This window comes from Rhizobium sp. 01L419, assembly GCF_056400025.1.
In genome coordinates, this window is record NZ_JBFTSM010000004.1 from 316,730 (window position 1) to 337,144 (window position 20,415).

The following is a 20,415-nucleotide window of genomic DNA, read 5'->3' on the forward strand; positions in this document are numbered from 1 at the left end:
CCCCCATGACGTCAGCTGTCCGTTTCCAAAAGGTGTCTCGCCATTTCGGCGCGGTGCGCGCCGTCGACGGGGTCGATCTTGAGATCGCACCCGGCGAATTCTTCGCCATGCTCGGCCCGTCGGGCTCCGGCAAGACAACCTGCCTGCGGCTGATTGCAGGCTTTGAACAGCCCACATCGGGACATATCGAGATCTTCGGCGAAACCGCCGAGGGAGTTCCGCCCTATCGCCGCAACGTCAATACCGTCTTTCAGGATTACGCACTCTTTCCGCATCTCAATATTCTCGACAACGTCGCCTACGGGCTGATGGTCAAAGGCGTCGGCAAGGCGGAACGCATCCGAGAAGCCGAAAAGACGCTGGAATTGGTGAAGCTGCCGGGCTATGGCAGCCGCCGTCCCGGTCAACTCTCCGGCGGCCAGCGGCAGCGTGTGGCGCTCGCCCGCGCTCTCGTCAACAAGCCGCGGGTGCTGCTGCTGGACGAGCCGCTCGGCGCGCTGGACCTGAAGCTGCGCGAGCAGATGCAGGAGGAACTGAAGAGCTTGCAGCGCGCACTCGGCATCACCTTCATCTTTGTCACTCACGATCAGGGCGAAGCGCTCTCCATGGCCGACCGGGTCGCAGTCTTCAACAATGGCGGCATCGTCCAGCAGGGCACGCCGCAAGACATCTACCGCCGCCCGAAGACCCGCTTCGTCGCCGATTTCGTCGGTTCATCGAATGTCATCTCTCCCGATGTCATGACGGCCCTCGGCGGCGAGAAGCGCTGGGCAAGCTTGCGGCCGGAAGCAATCCGCCTCGCGGCTGACGGCATCGAAGCCAGAGTCGAGAATGCCAGCTTCCTGGGTGCTGCAACCCGTCTTACCGTCGACATAACCGGATCGCGCCTGCATGTCATGCTGCCGGCCGGCAGCGATATCCCTGATAACGGCACCGCCATCCGCCTCGCCTGGCAGCAGGGCGACGTGCATTATATGGACGATGCGGCATGACGGCGCTGGCGATAACCAGGCCGGAAACCTCGATCCTGCCGCAGCGCGGCGGTTTCTTCGGCCACCTTTCGGACAGCTTCTGGCGCCACCCGAAACTGCTCTTGTTGCTTATGCTGACACCGCCGCTGCTCTGGCTCGGCATCATCTATATCGGCTCGCTGATCGCGCTGCTGCTGCAGAGCTTTTTCTCGATCGACGACTTCTCGGGCATGGTCAATTACGAGTTCACTCTCGATACCTATGCCCAGCTCTTGAATCCCGGCAATTTCGATATCATCGTCAGAACCGTCCTGATGGCGGCGCTGGTGACGGTCGCCTCGGCGGCCATCGCCTTCCCAATTGCCTACTATGCGGCGCGTTATGCGCAGGGAAAATGGAAGGCCCTGTTTTACCTTGGCGTCATGCTGCCGCTATGGTCGAGCTACCTCGTCAAAATCTACGCCTGGAAGCTGATCCTCGCCAAGGAAGGCATCCTCACCTGGCTTTTCGACAAGCTCTATCTCTCCTGGCTTCTCGACAGCATCCTCGCTTTGCCTGTCGTCGGCGGCAATTCGCTCTCAGTGAGTTACCTCGGCACCTTCATCGTCTTCGTCTATATCTGGCTGCCCTACATGATCCTGCCGACGCAGGCAGCCCTCGAACGCGTGCCCGGCAATCTGATCGAGGCATCGTCCGATCTCGGCGCCACGCCGCGGCAGACTTTCCGCGCCGTGCTTTTTCCGCTGGCGCTGCCCGGCATCGTCGCCGGTTCGATCTTCACCTTCTCGCTGACATTGGGCGACTACATTATCCCGCAGATCATCGGCTCATCCCGCCTCTTCATCGGTCAGGCGGTCTATACGCAGCAGGGAACGGCCGGCAACGTGCCGCTCGCCGCAGCCTTCTCGGTCGTGCCGATCGTCATCATGGCGATCTATCTCTGGCTCGCCAAACGCATGGGAGCCTTCGATGCGCTCTGACCGCGGACAGAAATCGCCTCTCATCCTGAAGATCGCCGCTGCGGGTGGCCTGCTCTTCCTGCATCTGCCGATCCTGCTGATCTTCGTCTATGCGTTCACGACGGAAGAGAAGAGCTATCAGTGGCCACCGCCCGGCCTGACGCTGCAATGGTTCGGCATCGCCTGGAACCGGCCGGATGTCTGGTCGGCCCTCGGCCTTTCCGTACAAGTGGCCAGTGTCGCGACAGTGATCGCACTCATCCTCGGCACGCTCTGTGCGGCTGCCGTCAGCCAGACGAAATTCTTCGGCCGCGAGGCGATCTCGCTGCTCGTCATCCTGCCGATTGCGCTTCCCGGTATCATCACCGGCATCGCCCTGCGCTCCGCCTTCAGTCTGTTCGACGTCCCCTTCTCCGTCTGGACGATCGTTCTCGGCCACGCCACCTTCTGCGTCGTCGTGGTCTACAACAACGCCGTCGCCCGGTTCCGCCGCACCTCAGGCTCATTGATCGAAGCCTCGATGGATCTCGGGGCCGACGGCTTCCAGACCTTTCGCCATGTGATCCTGCCGAATATCGGCACCGCACTTCTTGCCGGCGGCATGCTGGCTTTCGCCCTGTCCTTCGATGAGGTGATCGTCACCACCTTCACCGGCGGCCAACAGTCCACTCTGCCGATCTGGATGCTCGAAGAGCTGATCCGTCCGCGCCAGCGTCCGGTTACCAATGTGGTCGCCATGGCCGTCGTGCTCGTCACCTTCCTGCCGATCCTGGCAGCCTATTACCTCACACGCGACGGCGACCAGATCGCCGGCGCTGGCAAATGACCTGCGGTGGACGCGGAGCCCCCTCCGAATTCCACTCGACCAACCACAAGGGAGAACGCCCATGGACACGCAAATGCTGATCGGTTCGCGCTTCGAGACCGGCACGGAAACGGAAGAGCATGTTCTGAACCCGAAGACGGGCGAGACGGTGCTGAACCTTCCCGAAGCCTCGCTCGGCCAGATCGATGCCGCCGTGGATGCCGCCGAAAAGGCCTTTGTCGCCTGGTCGCAGACGACACCCTCCGAGCGCTCCGCTTATCTCCTGAAGATAGCCGATGCCATTGAAAAGGATGCCCAGGGCTTTGCCACGCTCGAAGCGCTGAACTGCGGCAAACCAATCAATGCAGTGCTGAATGACGAAATCCCGGCCATTGTCGATTGTTACCGCTTTTTTGCCGGTGCGGTGCGCAATCTGCATGGACCGGTCGCCGGTGAATATCTTCCCGGCCATACGTCGATGATCCGCCGCGACCCGATCGGCATCGTCGGCTCAATCGCACCGTGGAACTACCCGCTGATGATGATGGCCTGGAAGCTGGCGCCGGCGATCGCCGGCGGCAACACGGTCGTCTTCAAGCCGTCCGAACAGACACCGCTGACGGCACTGAAGATGGCAAAGCTGATGTCTGATATCCTTCCCCAAGGCGTGGTTAATGTCATCCTTGGACGCGGTGAGAGCGTCGGCAACGCGCTGATCAACCATCCGAAAATCAACATGATATCGATCACCGGGGACGTTGCGACCGGCAAGAAGGTGCTGCAGGCCGCCGCCAAGACAGTCAAGCGCACCCATCTGGAGCTTGGCGGCAAGGCGCCGGTCATCGTCTTCGACGATGCCGATATCGACGCCGTCGTCGCCGGCATCCGCACCTTTGGCTACTACAACGCCGGCCAGGATTGTACGGCCGCCTGCCGCATCTATGCTGACGCGAAGGTCTACGACAATTTCGTCGCCGATCTGACCTCCGCCGTCTCGAGCATCCGCTTCAACCAGGCCGACGACACAGAGAACGAAATCGGTCCGCTGATTTCCAAGCGCCAGCGTGATCGCGTCGAGAGCTTCGTCACCCGCGCTGCCGAACACAAGCACATGGAAATCACCACCGGCGGCAAGGTTTCGGGCGACAAGGGCTTCTTCTTCACGCCCACGGTCGTCGCGGGCGCAACACAGGAAGATGAGATCGTCCGCCGCGAAGTCTTCGGCCCTGTCGTCTCGGTCACCCGCTTTACCGACGTCGAAGACGCAGTGACCTGGGCAAACGATAGCGATTACGGCCTCGCCTCTTCCGTCTGGACGAAAGATATCGGCCGCGGCATGAAGACCGCTGCCCGCCTTCAGTATGGCTGCACCTGGATCAACACGCATTTCATGTTGGTCAACGAAATGCCGCATGGCGGCCTGAAACAATCAGGCTATGGCAAGGACATGTCTGTCTACGCCCTGGAAGACTATACGGCTGTCCGCCATGTGATGATCAATCACGGATAGTTGAACAAAAGCGTCTTGATCTCTTTCAAAAGTCACTGTCGCCGTCAGTGACTTTTGTCACTTTGTCATAATACAACTGCAGATACTGTTTCTAAACGCGGAATTGCGCGCTCACTCCATAGGGCGCTCCGCGATAAGTGTGATTCTTCATCGAATCAAAGAAATCGGTTGGGCATTACTTATTCATGGCGACGCGCATCGATATCTCCGACCTCGAAGCAGCCCTGGACGGATTGCTGGAATCCGCACTGGTGCCTGCGAGCTGGGAGCGCACTCTGGAGCAGATCAGTCAGGCCACTGGTTCGGTAGGAACGCATATCATGCCGGTCCGAGGGAAATTCCCCTTCGGCTTCCTGAGCACGCCGAATTTGCTGGACGCTTTCCAGGTCTATTTTTCCGAAGAATGGTACAAACGCGATTTTCGTGAGCGTGGCCTTGCGGTTGCGATGACCAAGGGCGTCATTATCGAACACGACATCGCCAGCGAGGAAGAATTCAAGCACCACAGCTTCTATACCGAATTCCTGGCCCGCTTCGGCTTTCGCTATTCCGCCATGGTGGGCTTCACCGCGGGCGATGCGATGCTGAGCCTCAATCTGCAGCGCCGGATTGAAGACCAGCCTTTCGATCGAGACGACGAGCGATTGCTCATAAAAATGCAGTCGAGACTGACCGCCGCAGCCGAAATCATCCGCGCTCTCGATGTCGCCAAGATCGATAGCATGAGCGGGGCCTTCGAGCTGACCGGCACCGCGGTCATCTTCTTCGACCGGGCTGGGCGCATCACCCGACTGAACCAGCAGGCGGAGAAACTGATCGACGGAAACATCCGTATTCTGGATCGGGAACTCGTTGCTATCAGCCAGGAAGAAACCGGGCTCCTGCGCCGCCACCTGCAGGCGGTTCTTTCGAAAGAGTCTTTCGCCAATCCGGTGGTTTCCACACCCGTCCTGTTTTCGCGTTCGGGAAAGGCGCCGCTGGTGATCCGCGCCCAACGGCTGAACGGAGTGCCGGCCGAGCTCTTCTCGCATTCCGCCGCCGTCGCCATCATCACGGATCTTTCCGAGCGCGCCAGCCCAAGCCGAGATCTGCTGCGACAGCTATTCGCACTTACCCCTCAGGAAACGACGGTCGCCCGACTGCTCATGGAAGGTTCGTCGCCGCGCCAGATCGCCGAAATATCCGGACTGACCTATGAGACGACGCGCGGCTACGTGAAAAAGGTTCTCGCCAAAACTGGCACGCAACGCCAGTCCCAGCTCATCTCACTGCTCTCAAGCCTGAAAATCTAGGTCGGTTTTACGCCTGGCCACAGAGCGCAAGCAGTTCTGTGCCGCCTCGATATCGATGACGTCCCTTGAAACAGTCAAACGCCTTCGAAAAGCTGTTACCGGCCAAAGCAGTACGACTTTAAGGAACGGCGTTCCATTTTAACGATCTGGAACAAAATCAGCTTTAGCGCGTCTTCTTCCAGCAATCGCAGAGGAAGATAGCCATGTTAAAATGGGCTCTGATATTTCTGGTAATTTCGATCATCGCCGGCTTTTTCGGCTTCTCCGGTATTTCCGCGGCGACCGCGACGATCGCCCGCGTACTCTTCGGCATATTCCTCGTCGTCTTCCTGATTTTCCTTATCCTGGCCTTGATGGCCGGACAGGCGATCTTCTAGCGGCTGGCCCGAGGGCGGTGCCGACGGCCGCAAGTTCGCTAGAGCACCGCTCTAAGCCAGGGATGCAACCCCTTCGTCTGCCGTTTCACCAGATTGTCGATCGACAGCCATCCCGCGCCGGAGACCGCCAGGACGAACATGCCGCCAGCGATTGCCAGATCCTTCTCGAAATGCAGCAGCTCGTTCTGGCTGGCGAAGTTGGTGTGAAACAGAAAGGCCGTCGCAAGGCAGAACAGCCCCAGCGCCGCCGCGCCGAGCCGGGTGAGCAAACCGGCAGCAATGGAAAGGCCGGCGCCGATCTGCAGGGCGATGACGCCAAATGTCACCACTGGAGGCAGGCCGAGCTCAGCAAATGTAGCGAGCGTTGCGGTCATATTTGTCGCGAGTGACGATCCCTCATGCAGGAAAATCAGGGATAGCAGAAGCCTGCCCAGAAGAAGAATGAGATCGGCCAGCCGAGACCAGCCTGCAGCGTTTTCCATCATACTCTCCTCTTGAAAGAAAGCAGGCGGTAGTGCCGCCTGCTCTTGCCGTTCTTGACCGGTCAGTTGCTGCCCTTCGCAGCAATCGCTGTCTGCAGGTCTTTAAGCTCCTCGCAGCCTGCAGGGCAAAGCTGCTTGAGCACGGATACCTGCTCCTCGGCCTTGGCCACGTCGCCGGTCTCGACATAGAGTTCGCCGAGATATTCACGTGCCGCCTTATGATCGGGCTGAAGCTCCAGCGCCTTGGTATAATAGGTCAGCGACATCCGGTAATCGCCGGTCTTGCGCAGGGTGAAACCCATCAGATTATAAACATCTGCCTGCTGATTATCTTCGGCAAGATCGCGAAGCTCCGCGAGCGCACCGGCATAGTCCTTGGCGTCGATCTTGGCGCGCACCGACGTGAGGTCGGGTGCGTCAATCGATTCCATGTTGTCGACGGCGAAGGCTGGAAATGCGGTGACCGCGGAAACACCGGCGGAAATGGCGCAGAACCAGATAAATCCGAGAATGGCATATTTCATCATTGTAAGCTCCTGTCAGCCTTTCAGGCCTGGATTGTGGGAGTGAATGCATAGGCGCTTCCGTCCTTGACGAAGGTGCCCGAGCCGGGAAATGGGAAATGCGAGCCGCAGATCGCGATATTGTCGGCGATCACGCGATCGATGAGGCGGCGGCGCGTGTCGATGGCCGTCGGCCCATCCTGGTCATAGCTGCCCTGCCATTCGGGATGCGGGGCGAGCAGCGCCGGCACGTACATGATATCGGCGGAGATGAGCAGTTGCTTGTTGCCCGAGGTGACGAGGTAGGTTGAATGGCCGGGTGTATGGCCTGGTGATGAAAGCAACCTTATGCCCGGTGCAACCTCGGCTCCGTCATCCACCAGCTTCCAATTCTTCCATTTCGGGAAGACGGCGGCGATGCGCTTGCCGGCCGGCTTGCGCCCCTCTGCAAGCTTCTCGACACGGCCGGGCTCCGTCCACCAGTTATATTCGACGGCGTTGACGATGAGTTCGGCATTCGGGAAGACAGGATTGTTCGTTCCCTTTTCCATCAGCCCCCAGACATGGTCCGGATGGAAATGCGAGATCATGACCGTATCGATCTTCGTGTAGTCGATACCGGCCGCTGCCATATTCGCCGGCAGGTGCGTGGCATTCTCCTGCCACTGACCGACACCGGAACCGGCATCCATCATGATCAGGCGATTGCCGACCTTCAGGACGACCACCGTCAGCGGGATCGGCATGAATTCGGTCGTAAGCCCCGCCTTGGAAAGCGCTTCCTTGGTGTCCTCAATCGAGGCGTTCTTGATGAAGGTTGGATCATGCGGCTTCTTCCAGATGCCGTCATAGATCGCCGTCACCTCGATATCGCCGACCTTGTACTTGTAGAAACCAACCGTCGGCTCCAGCGGTGTCGCGGCAAATGCCGGCATTACGAATTCGAGCTTCGATGACAGGCCGAATGCAGCCGCAGCAGCAGCCGATCCCAGCACGGCGCGACGTGACATGGTGAACATGAATATGCCTCCTCTTGTTGATGGCATTTTCGAACGGCGAAGACTGCGATTACTCGAATGCCCTCGCTGACGAACTAGATCGCCGACAGCGCGCTGTTATTCCCAGCTCGAATACGATTTTCGGCAAACCATTGGAAATGTGTGATTATTTTCTCGAAATGCGTCTTTCGCCCCGGCTGCTTGCAAATAAATCGGCATTATCTGGAATAAAATCGCGCGCCGAGCGGTCTAGACTGCAAGGGACTATTGTGACCACGGGTCTCACGTCCCAATCGGCTGCTATTGAGGCAGGGAGGATGATGACAAACGTTCAGATCACCTATCCCGTCGGATCGAACGACTGGATGCTGCTCGTCAGGCAAGTGCCGCGGGCACGCATTCGAACATCGGCGCTGGCGACGCTTTTCGCCGGCGCCGCGCGGCTGTTCCACCTCATGGTCTCGGAGAAATCCGTCAGCGAACGGGTCGCTTCGACGGCCGACAAGGCCGCGCAGCATGAATTCATGCAGCGCTTTCAGCATGTGATGGTTCCGCACCTGGATGCGGCCTATAATTTTGCCCGCTTCCTCAGCCGTGACGCCGAAGCCTCCAGGGATATCGTCCAGGAAGCATTCCTGCGCGCCTATCGCAATTTCGAGACCTATCGCGGTGGCGATCCGCGTTCCTGGCTTTTTGCTATCGTCAGGAATTGCTGCCACGTCTGGCGCCAGCAGGATCGCCGCAAGGCACATTTCGAGCGCCATCTGGACGATAACGGCAGCACCGATCCTGACGAGGATGAAGGCTATCAGATTGCATCTGAAGAGGACTCTCCCGAGACGGCGATGATCCGGCGCAGCGAGCAGCAGCGTGTGCGCGCCGTCATCAGCAGGCTTCCGGAAACGATGCGGGAGATTCTTGTTCTGCGCGAGCTCGAAGATCTCTCCTACCGGCAGATCGCTGACATCATCGACGCGCCGATCGGCACCGCCATGTCGCGCCTTGCGAGAGCCCGGCGCGAATTTGCCGACACCTGGGATGCAGGCAACAAGAGCGAGACGGCAGGATGAGCGAAACCCAATCGAAAGGTTGCCCCGAATGGCACATCATGCTGCACGCTTTTATCGATGGCGAACTTGATTCCGTCCACGCAGCACAGTTCGAGGATCATCTCGGAACCTGCGAAAACTGCCGGGCGGAGATAGAAAGGGTCGGTGCAGTGAGGAAGATCGTTGATCAGGATGGCGTGCGGTGGAAACCGCCTGAGGCCCTGCGTTCGCAAGTGCTGTCCATGCTGTCCTTCGAACAGGCCGCGACAACTTCCGGCCTGCCGACGCAACACCAGCCGCCTCTCTGGCGCCGTACCTTGGACTTCATCCGGCATTGGAGCTTCGTGCCATCTCTGGCGGTGTTGGCGGCGAGCGGCTTCCTGTTCGTCAACGCACCGTCGCAGACCCTGCTTCTGCAGGATGAGATCATGGCAAGTCATGTCCGCTCCATGATGGCTGATCATCTGACCGACGTCCTGACCTCGGATCAACATACGGTAAAGCCTTGGTTCAACGGCAAGATCGACTTTTCGCCGCCTGTCAGCGATCTCGCCAAGGACGGCTTCCCGCTGGTCGGCGGGCGCGTCGATTATGTCGGTGGCCGCACTGTCGCCGCCCTCGTCTATAGGCGCCACGGCCATATCATCAACCTGTTCATCTGGCCTGCGGCTTCCGGGGCCCGGACGACGACCGAGCATGACGGCTACAACATGGCGCAATGGTCGGATGGCGGACTGATGTTCTGGGCGATCTCGGATGTCGCTTCGGGCGATCTCGCCGAGTTCGAGAGCTTCTTCCGTTCTGCGGCAAGGCTTTAAAGCAGGCTTGCCCCGACATTGATCGCAAGTGCCAGAATGGTGGTGTTGAACAGGAAGGACAGAAGCGCATGCAGCAGGGTGAGCTTGCGCATTGACGTCGAGGTTACAGCAACATCGGCCGTCTGCGCCGCCACGCCGATCGTGAAGGAGAAATAGAGGAAGTCCCAATAGGCGGGCTCCTCTATGCCGTCAGGGAATTTTAGCCCGTCACCCTTGTCCGGTCCGCCATAAAAATAGTGGGCATAATGAATCGTGAAGAGCGTGTGCAGGAAAAACCAGGAGATCATGATGGTCAGGATTGCCGCAGCCGCGCGCCAGAGCGCGATATTGGCGGGCGCATCCTTGATCGAATGAAGCTCGATCCCAATCCCGGCAATGCTTGCAAGAGCAGCCGCAATCGACAGGAAAAGCAGGAACGTGTCGGAAAAATCGAGATCCGCGGATCTTTTGCGGATGCTCTCGACGGTGGCCCGCAGCATTTTTCGCCAGCTAAGTCCGATGAAAATGATCGCTGAGGCGTTCCAGCCGAACAGGATATTGCTGGCGCTGACCTCTCGCGACGTCAGCAGCAGAAAGACGATGAAACCGCCGAGCACCGCAAGAATGAAGCTTGCATGCTTGTAGCCAAGCGAGATCAGCGAATTTCCGTCATCCTCGTCAGCCACCGTGATCCTCCCGCCTCTATGCCCTTGATATCAACATGAAAAAGGCGCGGATGCCAGCGGCACCCGCGCCTTTCGTCAAACAATGGCTTGGGCGGCCTCAGGCGGCAGCGAGCTGCAGTTCCTTGCGGACCTGGCTGCGCAGCGTGCCGAGATCCTTTGCGAATGCCCTGATACCTTCAGCGAGCTTTTCAGTCGCCATGGCATCTTCGTTCATCATCCAGCGGAAGGTCTTTTCATCGACCGAGATCTTCGGAGCCGGCTTGACCGGTTCCGGCGACAGCTTGCGCTCGAGCTTGCCCTGGTCGTTGGACAGCTCATCGAGCAGGTTCGGAGCAATTGTCAGACGATCGCAACCGGCCAGCGCTTCGATTTCGCCCGTGTTGCGGAAGGATGCACCCATGACAACCGTCTTGATGCCGTTTGCCTTGTAATAGTTGTAGATTTCACGAACGGACAGGACGCCCGGATCTTCCTCGGCAGTGAAATCCTTGCCGGTCGACTTCTTGTACCAGTCGAGGATACGGCCGACGAATGGCGAGATCAGGAATACGCCGGCATCGGCGCAAGCAATCGCCTGGGCCTTCGAGAAGAGCAGCGTCAGATTGCAGTCGATACCTTCCTTCTGCAGGACTTCCGCTGCGCGAATGCCTTCCCAGGTGGAAGCGAGCTTGATGAGGATGCGATCCTTCTCGATGCCGCGCTCCTTGTAGGCCGCGATGATGCTGCGTGCCTTCTTCAGCGAAGCTTCGGTATCGAAGGACAGATCGGCGTCGACTTCGGTCGAAACACGGCCGGGAACGAGCTTGACGAGTGCAGCACCTACGGAGATGGCAAGGCGATCGGCAACGGCTGCCGCCGCAGCATCGGGATCGCCGCCGAGCTTCTTGCCCCAGGCAATCGCTTCCTTCATGTCGTCGGCGAACATGTCGGTGCCGAGCGCCTTGAGAACGATGGACGGATTGGTCGTGCAATCGACCGGCTTCAGACGGGCCACAGCCTGGATATCGCCGGTGTCGGCGACGACGGTTGTGATCTCGCGGAGTTGGTCAAGCTTGGATGTCATGGTCAAAATCCTTTTTGAACTTGGGCTGCGAACCGGCGCGAGTTCCGCCCGGCAAAGAGGTGATCTAAGATCAGGTGCATTTTGCAGGCGAAAAGACGCTCGTCCGTCACGGATGAGTCATAAACATGAGAGACATTGGCGGTGTTCCCAGCGGCGATGTTCCAAGCGCAGGAAAACGACAAGCGCATCACAAGCGATGCCGCTTGCGGCTGAAAGGCCGATCGTGACTTTCCGCATGCCCGCACATTGTCCTCCTCGGACGGACAAGAACGATGTTATCGGCCATGACTATCGCCGCTCTCGCAACGAAAAGTCAAGGACATTTGTGCATTTCAATTGACATAAGTGTCACACCCGGCATTATCGCCGGAACAAAGCCGATGTCGCAATCTTATGCCATCGATGGCAAAGATCTAGGGCGAAATCGGTGTGGGAGGAGATGTGGTCAAGCTGAAACGCGGCACGCATACTGCCTATTCCGAAGCCTCGTCTCTCAGGCTGCGGGCCGCATGGCTTTATTACAATGAGGGCCTGACCCAGAAAGACGTTGCCGAACAACTCGGCATCAGCCGCACCACCGTCATCCGCCTTCTCGACGAGGCGATGAAGCGCAGCGAAGTGCAGATCTGGATCAACGATTCGATCGGCGACTGCATCGAGCTTTCAGTGAAGCTCGAGAGAGCCTATGGGTTGGACGAAGCGATCGTCGTGCCGGAGCCAGCCAATTGCGATGTGAACTCGCTGGCAAAGAATGTCGGTCTGGCGCTCGGCCAGTTCCTGTCGGAAGCCATTCCGGACGATTACACGATCGGCGTCGGCTGGGGCCGCACCATGACGGCTTCTCTCGCAAGCTTCCGGCCGCCACGACGCGACAATTGCAAGATCGTCTCCTTGCTCGGCGGCATCGTCGCCGTCCACCAGACAAACCCGATCGACTACACCTGGCGACTGGCAAACCAGCTCGGCGCCGAATGCTACATGTTCCTCGCCCCGTTGCTCGTCGATTCGACGGAAACCAAGCGCAACCTCGTCGAAAAATGCGGTCTCGATACGATCTATCGACTGGCGGAAAACCTCGATCTGGCGATCGTCAGCTGCGGCGATATCGGCCCGCATTCGACGTCTCTGTCCGAGGGGTGGATATCGAAGGCCGAACTGCAGCAGCTGATCGACGCTGGCTGCGTTTGCGACACCATGTTCAACTTTCTGGACAAGGACGGCAATTCCGTCGATCACTCGATCAATCAGCGGGTGATGTCGGTGGATCTCGATACGCTGAAGGAAGCGAAACACATCGTATTGTCCTCCGGCGGCGCGCATCGTGCCGTCGCGATCCGCGCAACGATCAAGCGCATCGGCTGCAATACGCTGATCACCGACGAGAGCGCGGCAAAGGCATTGCTGGAACTCGCCGAAGCCGCCTGACGGCTTCGACTGATCCAAACCGCTCAGGCGTGCGCCGATTCCCAGCCAAGCATGGCCCGTTTGCGGGTCAGCCCCCAATGGTAACCGGTTAATGCTCCGTTCTTGCCGAGCGCGCGGTGGCAGGGCACGACGAAGGAAATCGGGTTGGCTCCGACTGCCGCACCAACAGCGCGCATCGCAGTCGGCCGGCCGATGTCCTTGGCAATATCGCTGTAGGTCACGGCTTTGCCGAAGGGGATTTTCAGAAGGCTTTGCCAGACGCTGACCTGGAAATCCGTTCCGATCAGGACAACCCGCAACGGCTGGTCCGACGTCCAACGTCCCGGCTGGAAGATACGTTCGGCATAGGGCATCGTCGCTTGACGGTCCTCCACATATTCCGCATTCGGCCAGCGGCAGGTCATATCTTCAAGACAGGCCGTCTCATCGCCGGAATCGCTGAAGGCGAGGCCCGCAAGGCCGCGGTCCGTCACCATGACGAGAGCCGTGCCGAAGGGGCAATTATGGAACCCGTAACGGATCATCAGCCCGCCGCCTTTCGCCTTCCATTCGCCCGGAGACATTGCCTCATGGGTCACGAACAGGTCGTGCAGGCGGCTGGGACCGGACAGGCCGACCTCGATGGAAGTTTCGAGCAGCGGCATCTCTTCCGTGCGCAGCAACCGCTTGGCATGGTCTAGCGTGACAGCCTGCAGGAAGGCCTTGGGAGAGAGGCCGGCCCAACGGGTAAAGGTCTTCTGGAGTTGCGTCGGCGACTGATTCAGCCGTGCGGCAATCGCTTCCAGCGACGGTTGGTCGCGATATTCCTCGCTGATGAATTCGATGACCTGACGGACGGTATCGTAATCAGGGCCATCGGGGGTGATATCTGTATCGAGCTTCGCGATCATGTTCATCGTTTTTCTCCTTTATAAAGGAGATAATCAAGGGCGGGCAGCCAAACCACCCGTTTCTTGCGCGGTATCTCAAATACGCTGCTTTACTGTTGCCAGGGCGGCCTTAAAGGCCTTCGCGAAGCTTTCGCGATCGTCGGGATTGAGGAAGGAGCCGATATCGGTACGTTTGCCCTCCCCGAAAATATGCATGGAGAGAATGCCGATCTCCTGATGTCGGCGCACGAGAAAGCGCGTCCAGAACGGATTGAAGTGGTGCTCGATCATGCGGCCCGAGGGGGAGAACTTGCGCACCGCAACATCCATGCGCGAAACCGTTACCTCTTCCCGCACCCTGCCGGACCGGTAGTTCAGCCAGAAGGCACCGTATAGCAGCAGGAAATCCAGCCCGAAGAAGAAGCCGATCGGCCAGGCGCCGGTGACGATGAAGAACATGCCGTATATCAAGCAGATGGCACCGGAAATGCCGAGCAGCACCTTGAAACCTTTCCGACCGAGCGAACGGTAGGGAAAGAGTTCGGCTGCGAAAACAGGCTGCTCGTTGCGGCTGTCGGCGTTGCTTTCCATCATGGCCGCCGAGTATAGATTTTCCATGGCGAATCCGAAACTCAAATCCATTACCAAACCGTCGCAAAACCCGAATGTGATCGCCCGCCGCAAGCCGGCGGTGTCGGTCAAGACGGCCTATTCGCTGGCCGAGCGCGCCGAGATCTTCCGCCGTTTCTCCGTCCAGCGGCCGGAGCCGCGCGGTGAACTGGAACACAGCAATCCCTTCACGCTCGTTGTGGCGGTGGCCCTCTCCGCTCAGGCGACAGATGCCGGCGTCAACAAGGCGACCCGCGCACTCTTCAAGATCGCGGATACGCCGCAGAAAATGCTCGATCTCGGCGAGGAGAAAGTCCGCGAGTACATCAAGACGATCGGCCTTTATCGCAACAAGGCGAGGAACGTCATTGCACTCTCGCAGATGCTGGTCGATGAGTTCGGCGGCAAGGTGCCGGAGACACGCGAAGAGTTGGTTCGCCTGCCGGGCGTCGGCCGCAAGACCGCCAACGTCGTACTATCGATGGCCTTCGGCCAGGCAACGATGGCGGTGGACACACACATCTTCCGCATCGCCAATCGCATCAGGCTCGCACCCGGAAAGACGCCCGACGAGGTGGAAGAGCGGCTGATGAAGGTTGTTCCGAAGCACTACCTCTATCATGCCCATCACTGGCTCATCCTGCATGGCCGCTACACCTGCAAGGCCCGGCGCCCGGAATGCGAACACTGCGTGATTGCCGATATCTGCAAGTCGCCTGAGAAGAGCAGCGATATCCCGGCACCGCTGGTGGAGCTACCGCCGCAGGTGATCGGCGAGGCCGTCGAGTAGGGCAGCAATCGCCCTCTCATAATCTTCACGCCTGCCGCCCGCTTCGATGGCGATCACGGCCCGGTCGAAGGCGGCTGACAGCAGAGCCGTCAATGGTGCGAGTAGAGCACCGGCCTGCGGGAGCAGGGTTTCGAGCCCGTCCCGCAATGCGGCTTCTGCATTCTCGGCGTCGATCTGCGTGGCTGCCGGCAGGCCAATGACCGCCGGCGCCTCGAACAGAAGCAGCCGCGTCCGGCCTGCCACTGCCATCGCATCGAAATAGGCTGCCGCACCTGCAAGCAGCGCCGCACGTGGTTCCGTTTCCGGCTTAGCCCGCCTTTCGATCTCTTCGGCGACATCAGCCGCCTCCCTTTCGATCACCGCCCGGAAGAGCGCCTTCTTGTCTTCGAAGTGATGGTAGAGCGCACCGCGCGTCATACCCGCCGCTGCGACGATGTCCGGCGTCGCCGTCTCCGCATATCCCTTCTCGATGAAAAGTCGGCGCGCGGCGTCCATCAGGGTCTGCCTGGTCTGCTCGGTTCTCTCACGATTGCTACGGCTCATGCATCCTATTTACATACAATCTGCTTGTATGTTAAATACAAAAACATACAAACTGTATGTAAAATCTGGAGGAGAAAAAAATGAAATCGACGAGCTTTTATCCCGTCATCATGACGGGTGACGTTGCCGGCACGGCGGCTTTCTATTGCCACCATTTCCATTTCCAGCCGCTCTTCGAAAGCGATTGGTACGTCCACCTGCAATCGATGGAGGATGAACATGTGACCCTCACCGTACTCGACGGCAGCCACGAAACCATTCCGGCCGCCAGCCGCGGCAAGATTTCCGGCCTCCTCCTGAATTTCGAAGTCGAGGATGTGGATACGATCTATGCGGCCTGCACGCAGGCAGGCCTACCGATCCTGCGCGAGATCCGCGACGAGGATTTCGGTCAGCGGCATTTCATCACCGCCGATCCCAACGGCGTGCTGATCGATATCATCAAGCCGATCCCGCCAAGCGCCGAATATGCGGCAATGTACGATGCAGCTGCACTTTCCGCTTGAAGCAATTCCAGCAAGACTGGTCAGCGTTTTGCACCCGCAATTGCGTGAAACTAGGCGCGAAAATCAGGATCGCGCGCCGAAACCAGCTTATGCAGATGCACCATCATGCCCGCAGCAAAGAGCGGCGTGAGCAGGTTGACGATCGGGATCGCCAGAAAAAGCGCGATTACCAGACCACCGAGGAAAACGGTCGAACCATGTTTGGTGCGAAACAGCCGCGCCTCAGGCGGTGAACGGAAGCGCATGGCGGCAAACTCGAAGAACTCTCGCCCAAGCAGGTAGCCGTTCACGAGGAAGAAAGCCACGAGATTGACGCCAGGAATGAAGAGCAGGAAAAGCGCGATGATATTTCCGATGATGACGACGCCGAGGAATTTGAGCGAGCTTGCCATCGCCGGGCCAAGTGGCATGGCCTTGCCTGACGCGTCCTTGGGATAATCCCGTTTCTCGATCACCTCGGCGACATCGTCGAGAAAGAGGCCGGCAATCAGCGCCGTAACAGGCGAAAGCAGCAGCGCCAGTCCGAGCGCAAGGCCGATACCGGCAGCGATCAGGAAAACAAAGCTGAGCCAGCCGGCCCAATCAGGCATCTCGGGAAAGAACCCGGCCACCCACGGAAATAAAAAAGTGATGAACAGGCCGCGCAGCGCAAACCACAAGCCGGTCAGCACCAGCACCGTCAATCCCAGAACTTTCCAGAAAACTGACCGGGTCTCAGGCGCAAACAGGTTGGCAAGCGAAAGGCGAGCAGCGTCAAGGATCATTCTCTGGCGTCTCCGTTACGCAGCGTCATGTAGGAAACCTGCGTCCTGCCGGCAAGTCAGTTGAAAATTACATGCATGAATAGAAAACTTGTCGAAAATTATCTGCTAATATATAGTTCGCAATGTTCGATATACGTGTGGGCCTAAGAAGAGCTTCCGGACAATATTAAGAACAGGGATTCGGCTCCTGAATCCACGGAAAGCCTCTGAGGATATGGGGGAGGCTGCGACGTGGAAGACTTTGTAGAGAAGCTTAGGCAATACGTGAAGTCCGGCACGCCCGCCGAACGACGCATCGCGAAATATTTCACGGAACACCTGAACGACCTGCCGTTCGAAACGGCTGCGTCGGTTGCCGACCGACTTGATCTTTCGCCGATGACGGTCGGCCGTTTCCTCCGCGCGCTCGGCTATCAGGGGCTGGACAGCGTCAAGGTGGAGATCCGCGAAACGGCAACGACCTCTCCTGTCCAGTTCCAGAGCTCGATGACGGAGTTGCAGACGGATGCATCGGAGGGCAAGGCACTCGCCGTTCTCGTGGCCGAACAGATACAGGCGCTGCATCACATCTACCATCTGACCGCGCAGCCGCATTGGGGCGAAGCCGTCGCGATGATCGGTGCCGCCAGAGAGGTCTACGTCGCCACCCATGCCAGACTTGCCGGCTTCTCCAATCATTTCTGCCAGCGGCTGACCCAGGCCCGCGACGGCGTGCGTGCGATCGACGGCGCCGGTAACCGCTTCGCAGAGCTTTTCGCCCGTTCCTTCGTCGACGACGCGGTGCTCATCATCATCGATTGCCGGCGCTTCGCCAGGTCACGGCTGCTTGCGCGGACTGCCCGGCGCTACGGCTACAAAGTGATCCTGATCTCCGCTCAGCATGCGGACTGGCTTCCTGAACAGTCGAACGTCGTTCTTGCGTTGCCGCCTGCCCGCGCGCCTGACATGGATAACCTGCCGCCGCTGATCGCCTTGCTCGACTGTCTGTCCGAGGCGGTCATTTTGGGCGCCGGCGAGGAGGCGAGCCAGCGCCGCCGACGGATGGTGGAATTTGCGACTATCCTTGGCGAAGCGGCAAACCGCTGAACTATCCCAAGGCTTCCAGCTCTGCCCGATGACGATACATGGCAAGGAAGCGGCGATAATCGCGGTCGTAAACCGCCTGCTTGTTCCTGTCGGGAAGCCGCTCCGTCCCGCCCGGATACATCGCCTTGCCCGCCGCCGCCAAATCCCTGTGTAAGCCGCAGGCAACTGATGCAGCGATCGCTGTACCGAGCAGTACCGCTTCGTTCATGTCAGGCACGATGACCTTGCAGCCCGTCACATCCGAATAGAGCTCCATCAGAACGGGGTTCTTCACATGCCCGCCGGCCACATGCAGCGTATCCGGCACGTAGCCGTGATCTTTCATCTTTTCGAGGATGTGGCGGATGCCGAGTGCAATCCCGACCGCGGTCCGCCAATAGAGCGCGCAGAGCCCGTCGAAGGACGTATCGAGCGTCAGCCCGCTGACGACGCCGACAGCATGCGGATCGGCAAGTGGCGACCGGTTGCCATGAAAATCAGGAAGGACGAAAATGCGCGCGCCGAAGGCGTCACCTTCCTGGATTCTAAGTTCAGCGATGCGGGCAACAATCCGTTGATGCAGCGCCGCGGTCGGCTCACCACCGGCCGCATGCATGCGCACGATATGATCGAGCAGCGCACCGGCTGCCGATTGGCCGGCCTCGACGAGCCATGATTGCGGAAACACCGCCTCGTAGTAAGGTCCCCACATTCCCTGGCTCGGCTTTCGCTCGGGGGAAAAAGCGACGATGCAGCTCGACGTCCCGGCAATCAGCGCAAGCTGATGTTCGAGTTTCGCCGGATCGCCTGCATGGCCGCTGAGCGTGCCGAGCGCACCGGCATAGGCATCGATCATTCCGGCCGAGACATGGCAATCGGTGGTCAGGCCCAAGGCTTCGGCAGCCTGGGGCGTCAGCTTATCGATGCTCTCGCCGACTGCCACCGTCTCATCCGGCAGATGGCCACGCGCCAGTAGATCCTCAAGACCGATCCGCTGCAGAAAATCCTGCCGCCAGCCTTTTTCCTTATGGGCAAGATAGTTCCACTTGGCTGTCAGCGTGCAGCGGGAGCGGGCCAGCGAACCGGTCGCCTTCCAGGTCAGGAAGTCGGCGAGATCAAAGAAATAGCCGGCCTTCGCCCAGGTCGCCGGCAGCTTATTCTTGAGCCACATCAGCTTCGGCATTTCCATTTCCGGCGACATGACATTGCCGGAATGTTCCAGCACCTCATGCTTCGTCGCCGTACAGAAATCAGCTTCCTTCAGCGCCCGGTGATCGAGCCAGACGATCGTGTCGAAACGTGTCTCGCCGCCGGTGGAAACGCTGATCTGTCTGCCTTCGGTATCGCGCACCACAAGCGAACAGGTGGCATCAAAGCCGATCGCGCCAACAGCAGCCGCCTCAATACCGGACCGACCCATCGCTGCGCGCACCGCAATGCAGATGGCCGCCCAGATATCCTCGGAATCATGCTCGGCATGGTTCTCGCGCGGTCGATTCATGATGATCGGATGTTCGGCCTTGGCAAGCAGGTGGCCACGCGTGTCAAAGACACCGGCGCGTGCGCTGCCCGTGCCGATATCCACCGCAACCAAATGATCACGCATCAATGCTGAGTCCCGTCCGGCTTTTGTTTGCGGACAAGGTGTATCAATTCCGGCATGGCGTCAAACACCGCTTCGGGCGAAAGACGGTCGAGTTCTTCCCGATATCCGGCGAAGTTGGCATGCGAGCCGCCGGTAAAGGCAAAGACCGTCATGCCCGCTGCTTTTGCTGCGGCAATGCCCGCCGGACTATCCTCGATGACGATGCAGTCGCGCGGCTCGACTTGCATCTTGCTGGCTGCGTAAAGGAAGAGATCGGGAGCCGGCTTGCCGCGTTTGACCATGCTGGCGCTGAAGATATTCGGCAGTTTGGGCAGGAGCCCGGTAACCGAAAGCGAAAGTCTGATCCGCTCGACCTGGCTGGACGAGGCAACGCAGCAGGGAACGCCGAGCGCATCGATCGCATCACCGATACCGGGAATAGGTTTCAGTTCCGTGCGGAAGCGGGCATAAAGATTGATGCGGATGCCTTCGAGGAATTCCTCGCCCGCATGCACGTTGAACTCAGTTTCCAATATGTCGATGAGGGTTGCGAGGCTGCGGCCGAGGAAGCGCTCATAGGCTTCATCCTCGGTGATCGTCACCCCGAGATCGGCCATCGCCTTGACGAGAACGCTGATCGAAATCGGCTCGCTATCGACGAGCACGCCGTCGCAATCGAAGATGATCAGCCGTGGTTCAGCATCAGCCATGGAAGACCCAACCTGAGTTCAGTTCGGACGCAACGGTCCTGCCTTGTCCGCAAGGCC

Annotated in this window: 23 protein-coding genes; 12 read left to right on the forward strand and 11 right to left on the reverse strand. The window is 59.2% G+C overall.

Annotated elements, in window-relative coordinates:
• The first annotated feature begins 5 nt into the window (after nucleotides 1-5).
• From AC1DUP_RS11490 to AC1DUP_RS11515, 6 genes are all read left to right on the forward strand, one after another.
• Entirely contained in the window at nucleotides 6-992 is a 987-nt protein-coding gene (locus AC1DUP_RS11490; protein ID WP_477832706.1) for an ABC transporter ATP-binding protein, read from the forward strand.
• Nucleotides 989-1,951, forward strand: coding sequence for an ABC transporter permease (locus AC1DUP_RS11495; protein WP_113295968.1), 963 nt, complete (start codon nucleotides 989-991; stop codon nucleotides 1,949-1,951). Before AC1DUP_RS11490 ends, AC1DUP_RS11495 begins: the two co-directional genes overlap by 4 nt.
• Nucleotides 1,941-2,756, forward strand: coding sequence for an ABC transporter permease (locus AC1DUP_RS11500; RefSeq protein ID WP_113295967.1), 816 nt, complete (start codon nucleotides 1,941-1,943; stop codon nucleotides 2,754-2,756). The genes AC1DUP_RS11495 and AC1DUP_RS11500 overlap by 11 nt, the downstream gene beginning before the upstream one ends.
• Before the next feature lie 61 nt (nucleotides 2,757-2,817).
• Nucleotides 2,818-4,245, forward strand: coding sequence for a gamma-aminobutyraldehyde dehydrogenase (locus AC1DUP_RS11505; RefSeq protein WP_115036263.1), 1,428 nt, complete (start codon nucleotides 2,818-2,820; stop codon nucleotides 4,243-4,245).
• A 185-nt stretch (nucleotides 4,246-4,430) separates the two neighbouring features.
• Complete coding sequence (locus tag AC1DUP_RS11510) at nucleotides 4,431-5,537, forward strand: helix-turn-helix transcriptional regulator (RefSeq protein ID WP_477832707.1); 1,107 nt, start codon at nucleotides 4,431-4,433, stop codon at nucleotides 5,535-5,537.
• Nucleotides 5,538-5,740: 203 nt separating this feature from the next.
• Nucleotides 5,741-5,914 (forward strand): DUF1328 domain-containing protein, encoded by a 174-nt coding sequence (locus tag AC1DUP_RS11515; RefSeq protein ID WP_113295964.1) that lies wholly within the window; start codon nucleotides 5,741-5,743, stop codon nucleotides 5,912-5,914.
• A gap of 38 nt (nucleotides 5,915-5,952) precedes the next feature.
• Here AC1DUP_RS11515 and AC1DUP_RS11520 read toward each other — a convergent pair whose 3' ends face one another.
• From AC1DUP_RS11520 to AC1DUP_RS11530, 3 genes are read right to left on the reverse strand one after another with little or no spacing between them, the layout of a single operon-like run.
• Nucleotides 5,953-6,399: a DoxX family protein gene (locus AC1DUP_RS11520; protein ID WP_477832708.1), complete on the reverse strand. Its 447-nt coding sequence runs from the start codon at nucleotides 6,397-6,399 to the stop codon at nucleotides 5,953-5,955.
• Between the two features lie 59 nt (nucleotides 6,400-6,458).
• A complete protein-coding gene (locus tag AC1DUP_RS11525) occupies nucleotides 6,459-6,923 on the reverse strand; it encodes a tetratricopeptide repeat protein (protein ID WP_477832709.1) in 465 nt (154 codons plus the stop codon).
• 20 nt (nucleotides 6,924-6,943) lie between these two features.
• Nucleotides 6,944-7,918 carry an MBL fold metallo-hydrolase gene (locus AC1DUP_RS11530; RefSeq protein ID WP_477832710.1) on the reverse strand — a complete coding sequence of 325 codons (975 nt, stop codon included), beginning with the start codon at nucleotides 7,916-7,918 and terminating at the stop codon, nucleotides 6,944-6,946.
• Between the two features lie 296 nt (nucleotides 7,919-8,214).
• Here AC1DUP_RS11530 and AC1DUP_RS11535 point away from each other — a divergent pair, with 296 nt between their 5' ends.
• Together AC1DUP_RS11535 and AC1DUP_RS11540 are read left to right on the forward strand one after the other, a co-directional pair.
• Nucleotides 8,215-8,967 carry a sigma-70 family RNA polymerase sigma factor gene (locus AC1DUP_RS11535; protein WP_477832711.1) on the forward strand — a complete coding sequence of 251 codons (753 nt, stop codon included), beginning with the start codon at nucleotides 8,215-8,217 and terminating at the stop codon, nucleotides 8,965-8,967.
• On the forward strand, nucleotides 8,964-9,764 hold the full coding sequence (locus tag AC1DUP_RS11540) for an anti-sigma factor family protein (protein WP_477832712.1): 801 nt from the start codon (nucleotides 8,964-8,966) through the stop codon (nucleotides 9,762-9,764). The genes AC1DUP_RS11535 and AC1DUP_RS11540 overlap by 4 nt, the downstream gene beginning before the upstream one ends.
• On the opposite strand, the gene AC1DUP_RS11545 is transcribed toward AC1DUP_RS11540, so the two are convergent.
• Both AC1DUP_RS11545 and tal read right to left on the reverse strand, forming a co-directional pair.
• The gene (locus AC1DUP_RS11545; protein WP_113295959.1) at nucleotides 9,761-10,429 is read right to left on the reverse strand and encodes a DUF1345 domain-containing protein; all 669 of its coding nucleotides are present in this window, start codon (nucleotides 10,427-10,429) and stop codon (nucleotides 9,761-9,763) included. The genes AC1DUP_RS11540 and AC1DUP_RS11545 overlap by 4 nt on opposite strands.
• A gap of 97 nt (nucleotides 10,430-10,526) precedes the next feature.
• Complete coding sequence (gene tal, locus AC1DUP_RS11550) at nucleotides 10,527-11,492, reverse strand: transaldolase (protein ID WP_477832713.1); 966 nt, start codon at nucleotides 11,490-11,492, stop codon at nucleotides 10,527-10,529.
• A gap of 441 nt (nucleotides 11,493-11,933) precedes the next feature.
• Here tal and AC1DUP_RS11555 point away from each other — a divergent pair, with 441 nt between their 5' ends.
• Complete coding sequence (locus AC1DUP_RS11555) at nucleotides 11,934-12,917, forward strand: sugar-binding transcriptional regulator (protein WP_113295957.1); 984 nt, start codon at nucleotides 11,934-11,936, stop codon at nucleotides 12,915-12,917.
• 23 nt (nucleotides 12,918-12,940) lie between these two features.
• Here AC1DUP_RS11555 and AC1DUP_RS11560 read toward each other — a convergent pair whose 3' ends face one another.
• A complete protein-coding gene (locus tag AC1DUP_RS11560; protein WP_477832714.1) occupies nucleotides 12,941-13,813 on the reverse strand; it encodes a methylated-DNA--[protein]-cysteine S-methyltransferase in 873 nt (290 codons plus the stop codon).
• A 69-nt stretch (nucleotides 13,814-13,882) separates the two neighbouring features.
• Complete coding sequence (locus AC1DUP_RS11565; protein ID WP_113295955.1) at nucleotides 13,883-14,380, reverse strand: DUF2244 domain-containing protein; 498 nt, start codon at nucleotides 14,378-14,380, stop codon at nucleotides 13,883-13,885.
• 22 nt (nucleotides 14,381-14,402) lie between these two features.
• Between AC1DUP_RS11565 and nth the strand changes: the two genes are divergently transcribed.
• The gene (nth, locus tag AC1DUP_RS11570; protein ID WP_113295954.1) at nucleotides 14,403-15,185 is read left to right on the forward strand and encodes an endonuclease III; all 783 of its coding nucleotides are present in this window, start codon (nucleotides 14,403-14,405) and stop codon (nucleotides 15,183-15,185) included.
• Here the strand turns inward: nth and AC1DUP_RS11575 are convergent.
• Nucleotides 15,150-15,728 carry a TetR/AcrR family transcriptional regulator gene (locus tag AC1DUP_RS11575; protein ID WP_113310387.1) on the reverse strand — a complete coding sequence of 193 codons (579 nt, stop codon included), beginning with the start codon at nucleotides 15,726-15,728 and terminating at the stop codon, nucleotides 15,150-15,152. The two genes, nth and AC1DUP_RS11575, sit on opposite strands and share 36 nt — an antisense overlap.
• Before the next feature lie 80 nt (nucleotides 15,729-15,808).
• Between AC1DUP_RS11575 and AC1DUP_RS11580 the strand changes: the two genes are divergently transcribed.
• A complete protein-coding gene (locus AC1DUP_RS11580; protein WP_477832715.1) occupies nucleotides 15,809-16,234 on the forward strand; it encodes a VOC family protein in 426 nt (141 codons plus the stop codon).
• A gap of 50 nt (nucleotides 16,235-16,284) precedes the next feature.
• On the opposite strand, the gene AC1DUP_RS11585 is transcribed toward AC1DUP_RS11580, so the two are convergent.
• Nucleotides 16,285-16,998, reverse strand: a complete 714-nt coding sequence (locus AC1DUP_RS11585) for a sulfate transporter family protein (protein ID WP_113310389.1) — start codon at nucleotides 16,996-16,998, stop codon at nucleotides 16,285-16,287.
• A 231-nt stretch (nucleotides 16,999-17,229) separates the two neighbouring features.
• Between AC1DUP_RS11585 and AC1DUP_RS11590 the strand changes: the two genes are divergently transcribed.
• The gene (locus tag AC1DUP_RS11590) at nucleotides 17,230-18,084 is read left to right on the forward strand and encodes a MurR/RpiR family transcriptional regulator (RefSeq protein ID WP_113295950.1); all 855 of its coding nucleotides are present in this window, start codon (nucleotides 17,230-17,232) and stop codon (nucleotides 18,082-18,084) included.
• 1 nt (nucleotide 18,085) lies between these two features.
• Here AC1DUP_RS11590 and AC1DUP_RS11595 read toward each other — a convergent pair whose 3' ends face one another.
• Nucleotides 18,086-19,669 (reverse strand): FGGY-family carbohydrate kinase, encoded by a 1,584-nt coding sequence (locus tag AC1DUP_RS11595; protein WP_477832716.1) that lies wholly within the window; start codon nucleotides 19,667-19,669, stop codon nucleotides 18,086-18,088.
• Nucleotides 19,669-20,358 carry an HAD family hydrolase gene (locus tag AC1DUP_RS11600; protein ID WP_113295948.1) on the reverse strand — a complete coding sequence of 230 codons (690 nt, stop codon included), beginning with the start codon at nucleotides 20,356-20,358 and terminating at the stop codon, nucleotides 19,669-19,671. Before AC1DUP_RS11600 ends, AC1DUP_RS11595 begins: the two co-directional genes overlap by 1 nt.
• Between the last annotated feature and the right edge of the window lie 57 nt (nucleotides 20,359-20,415).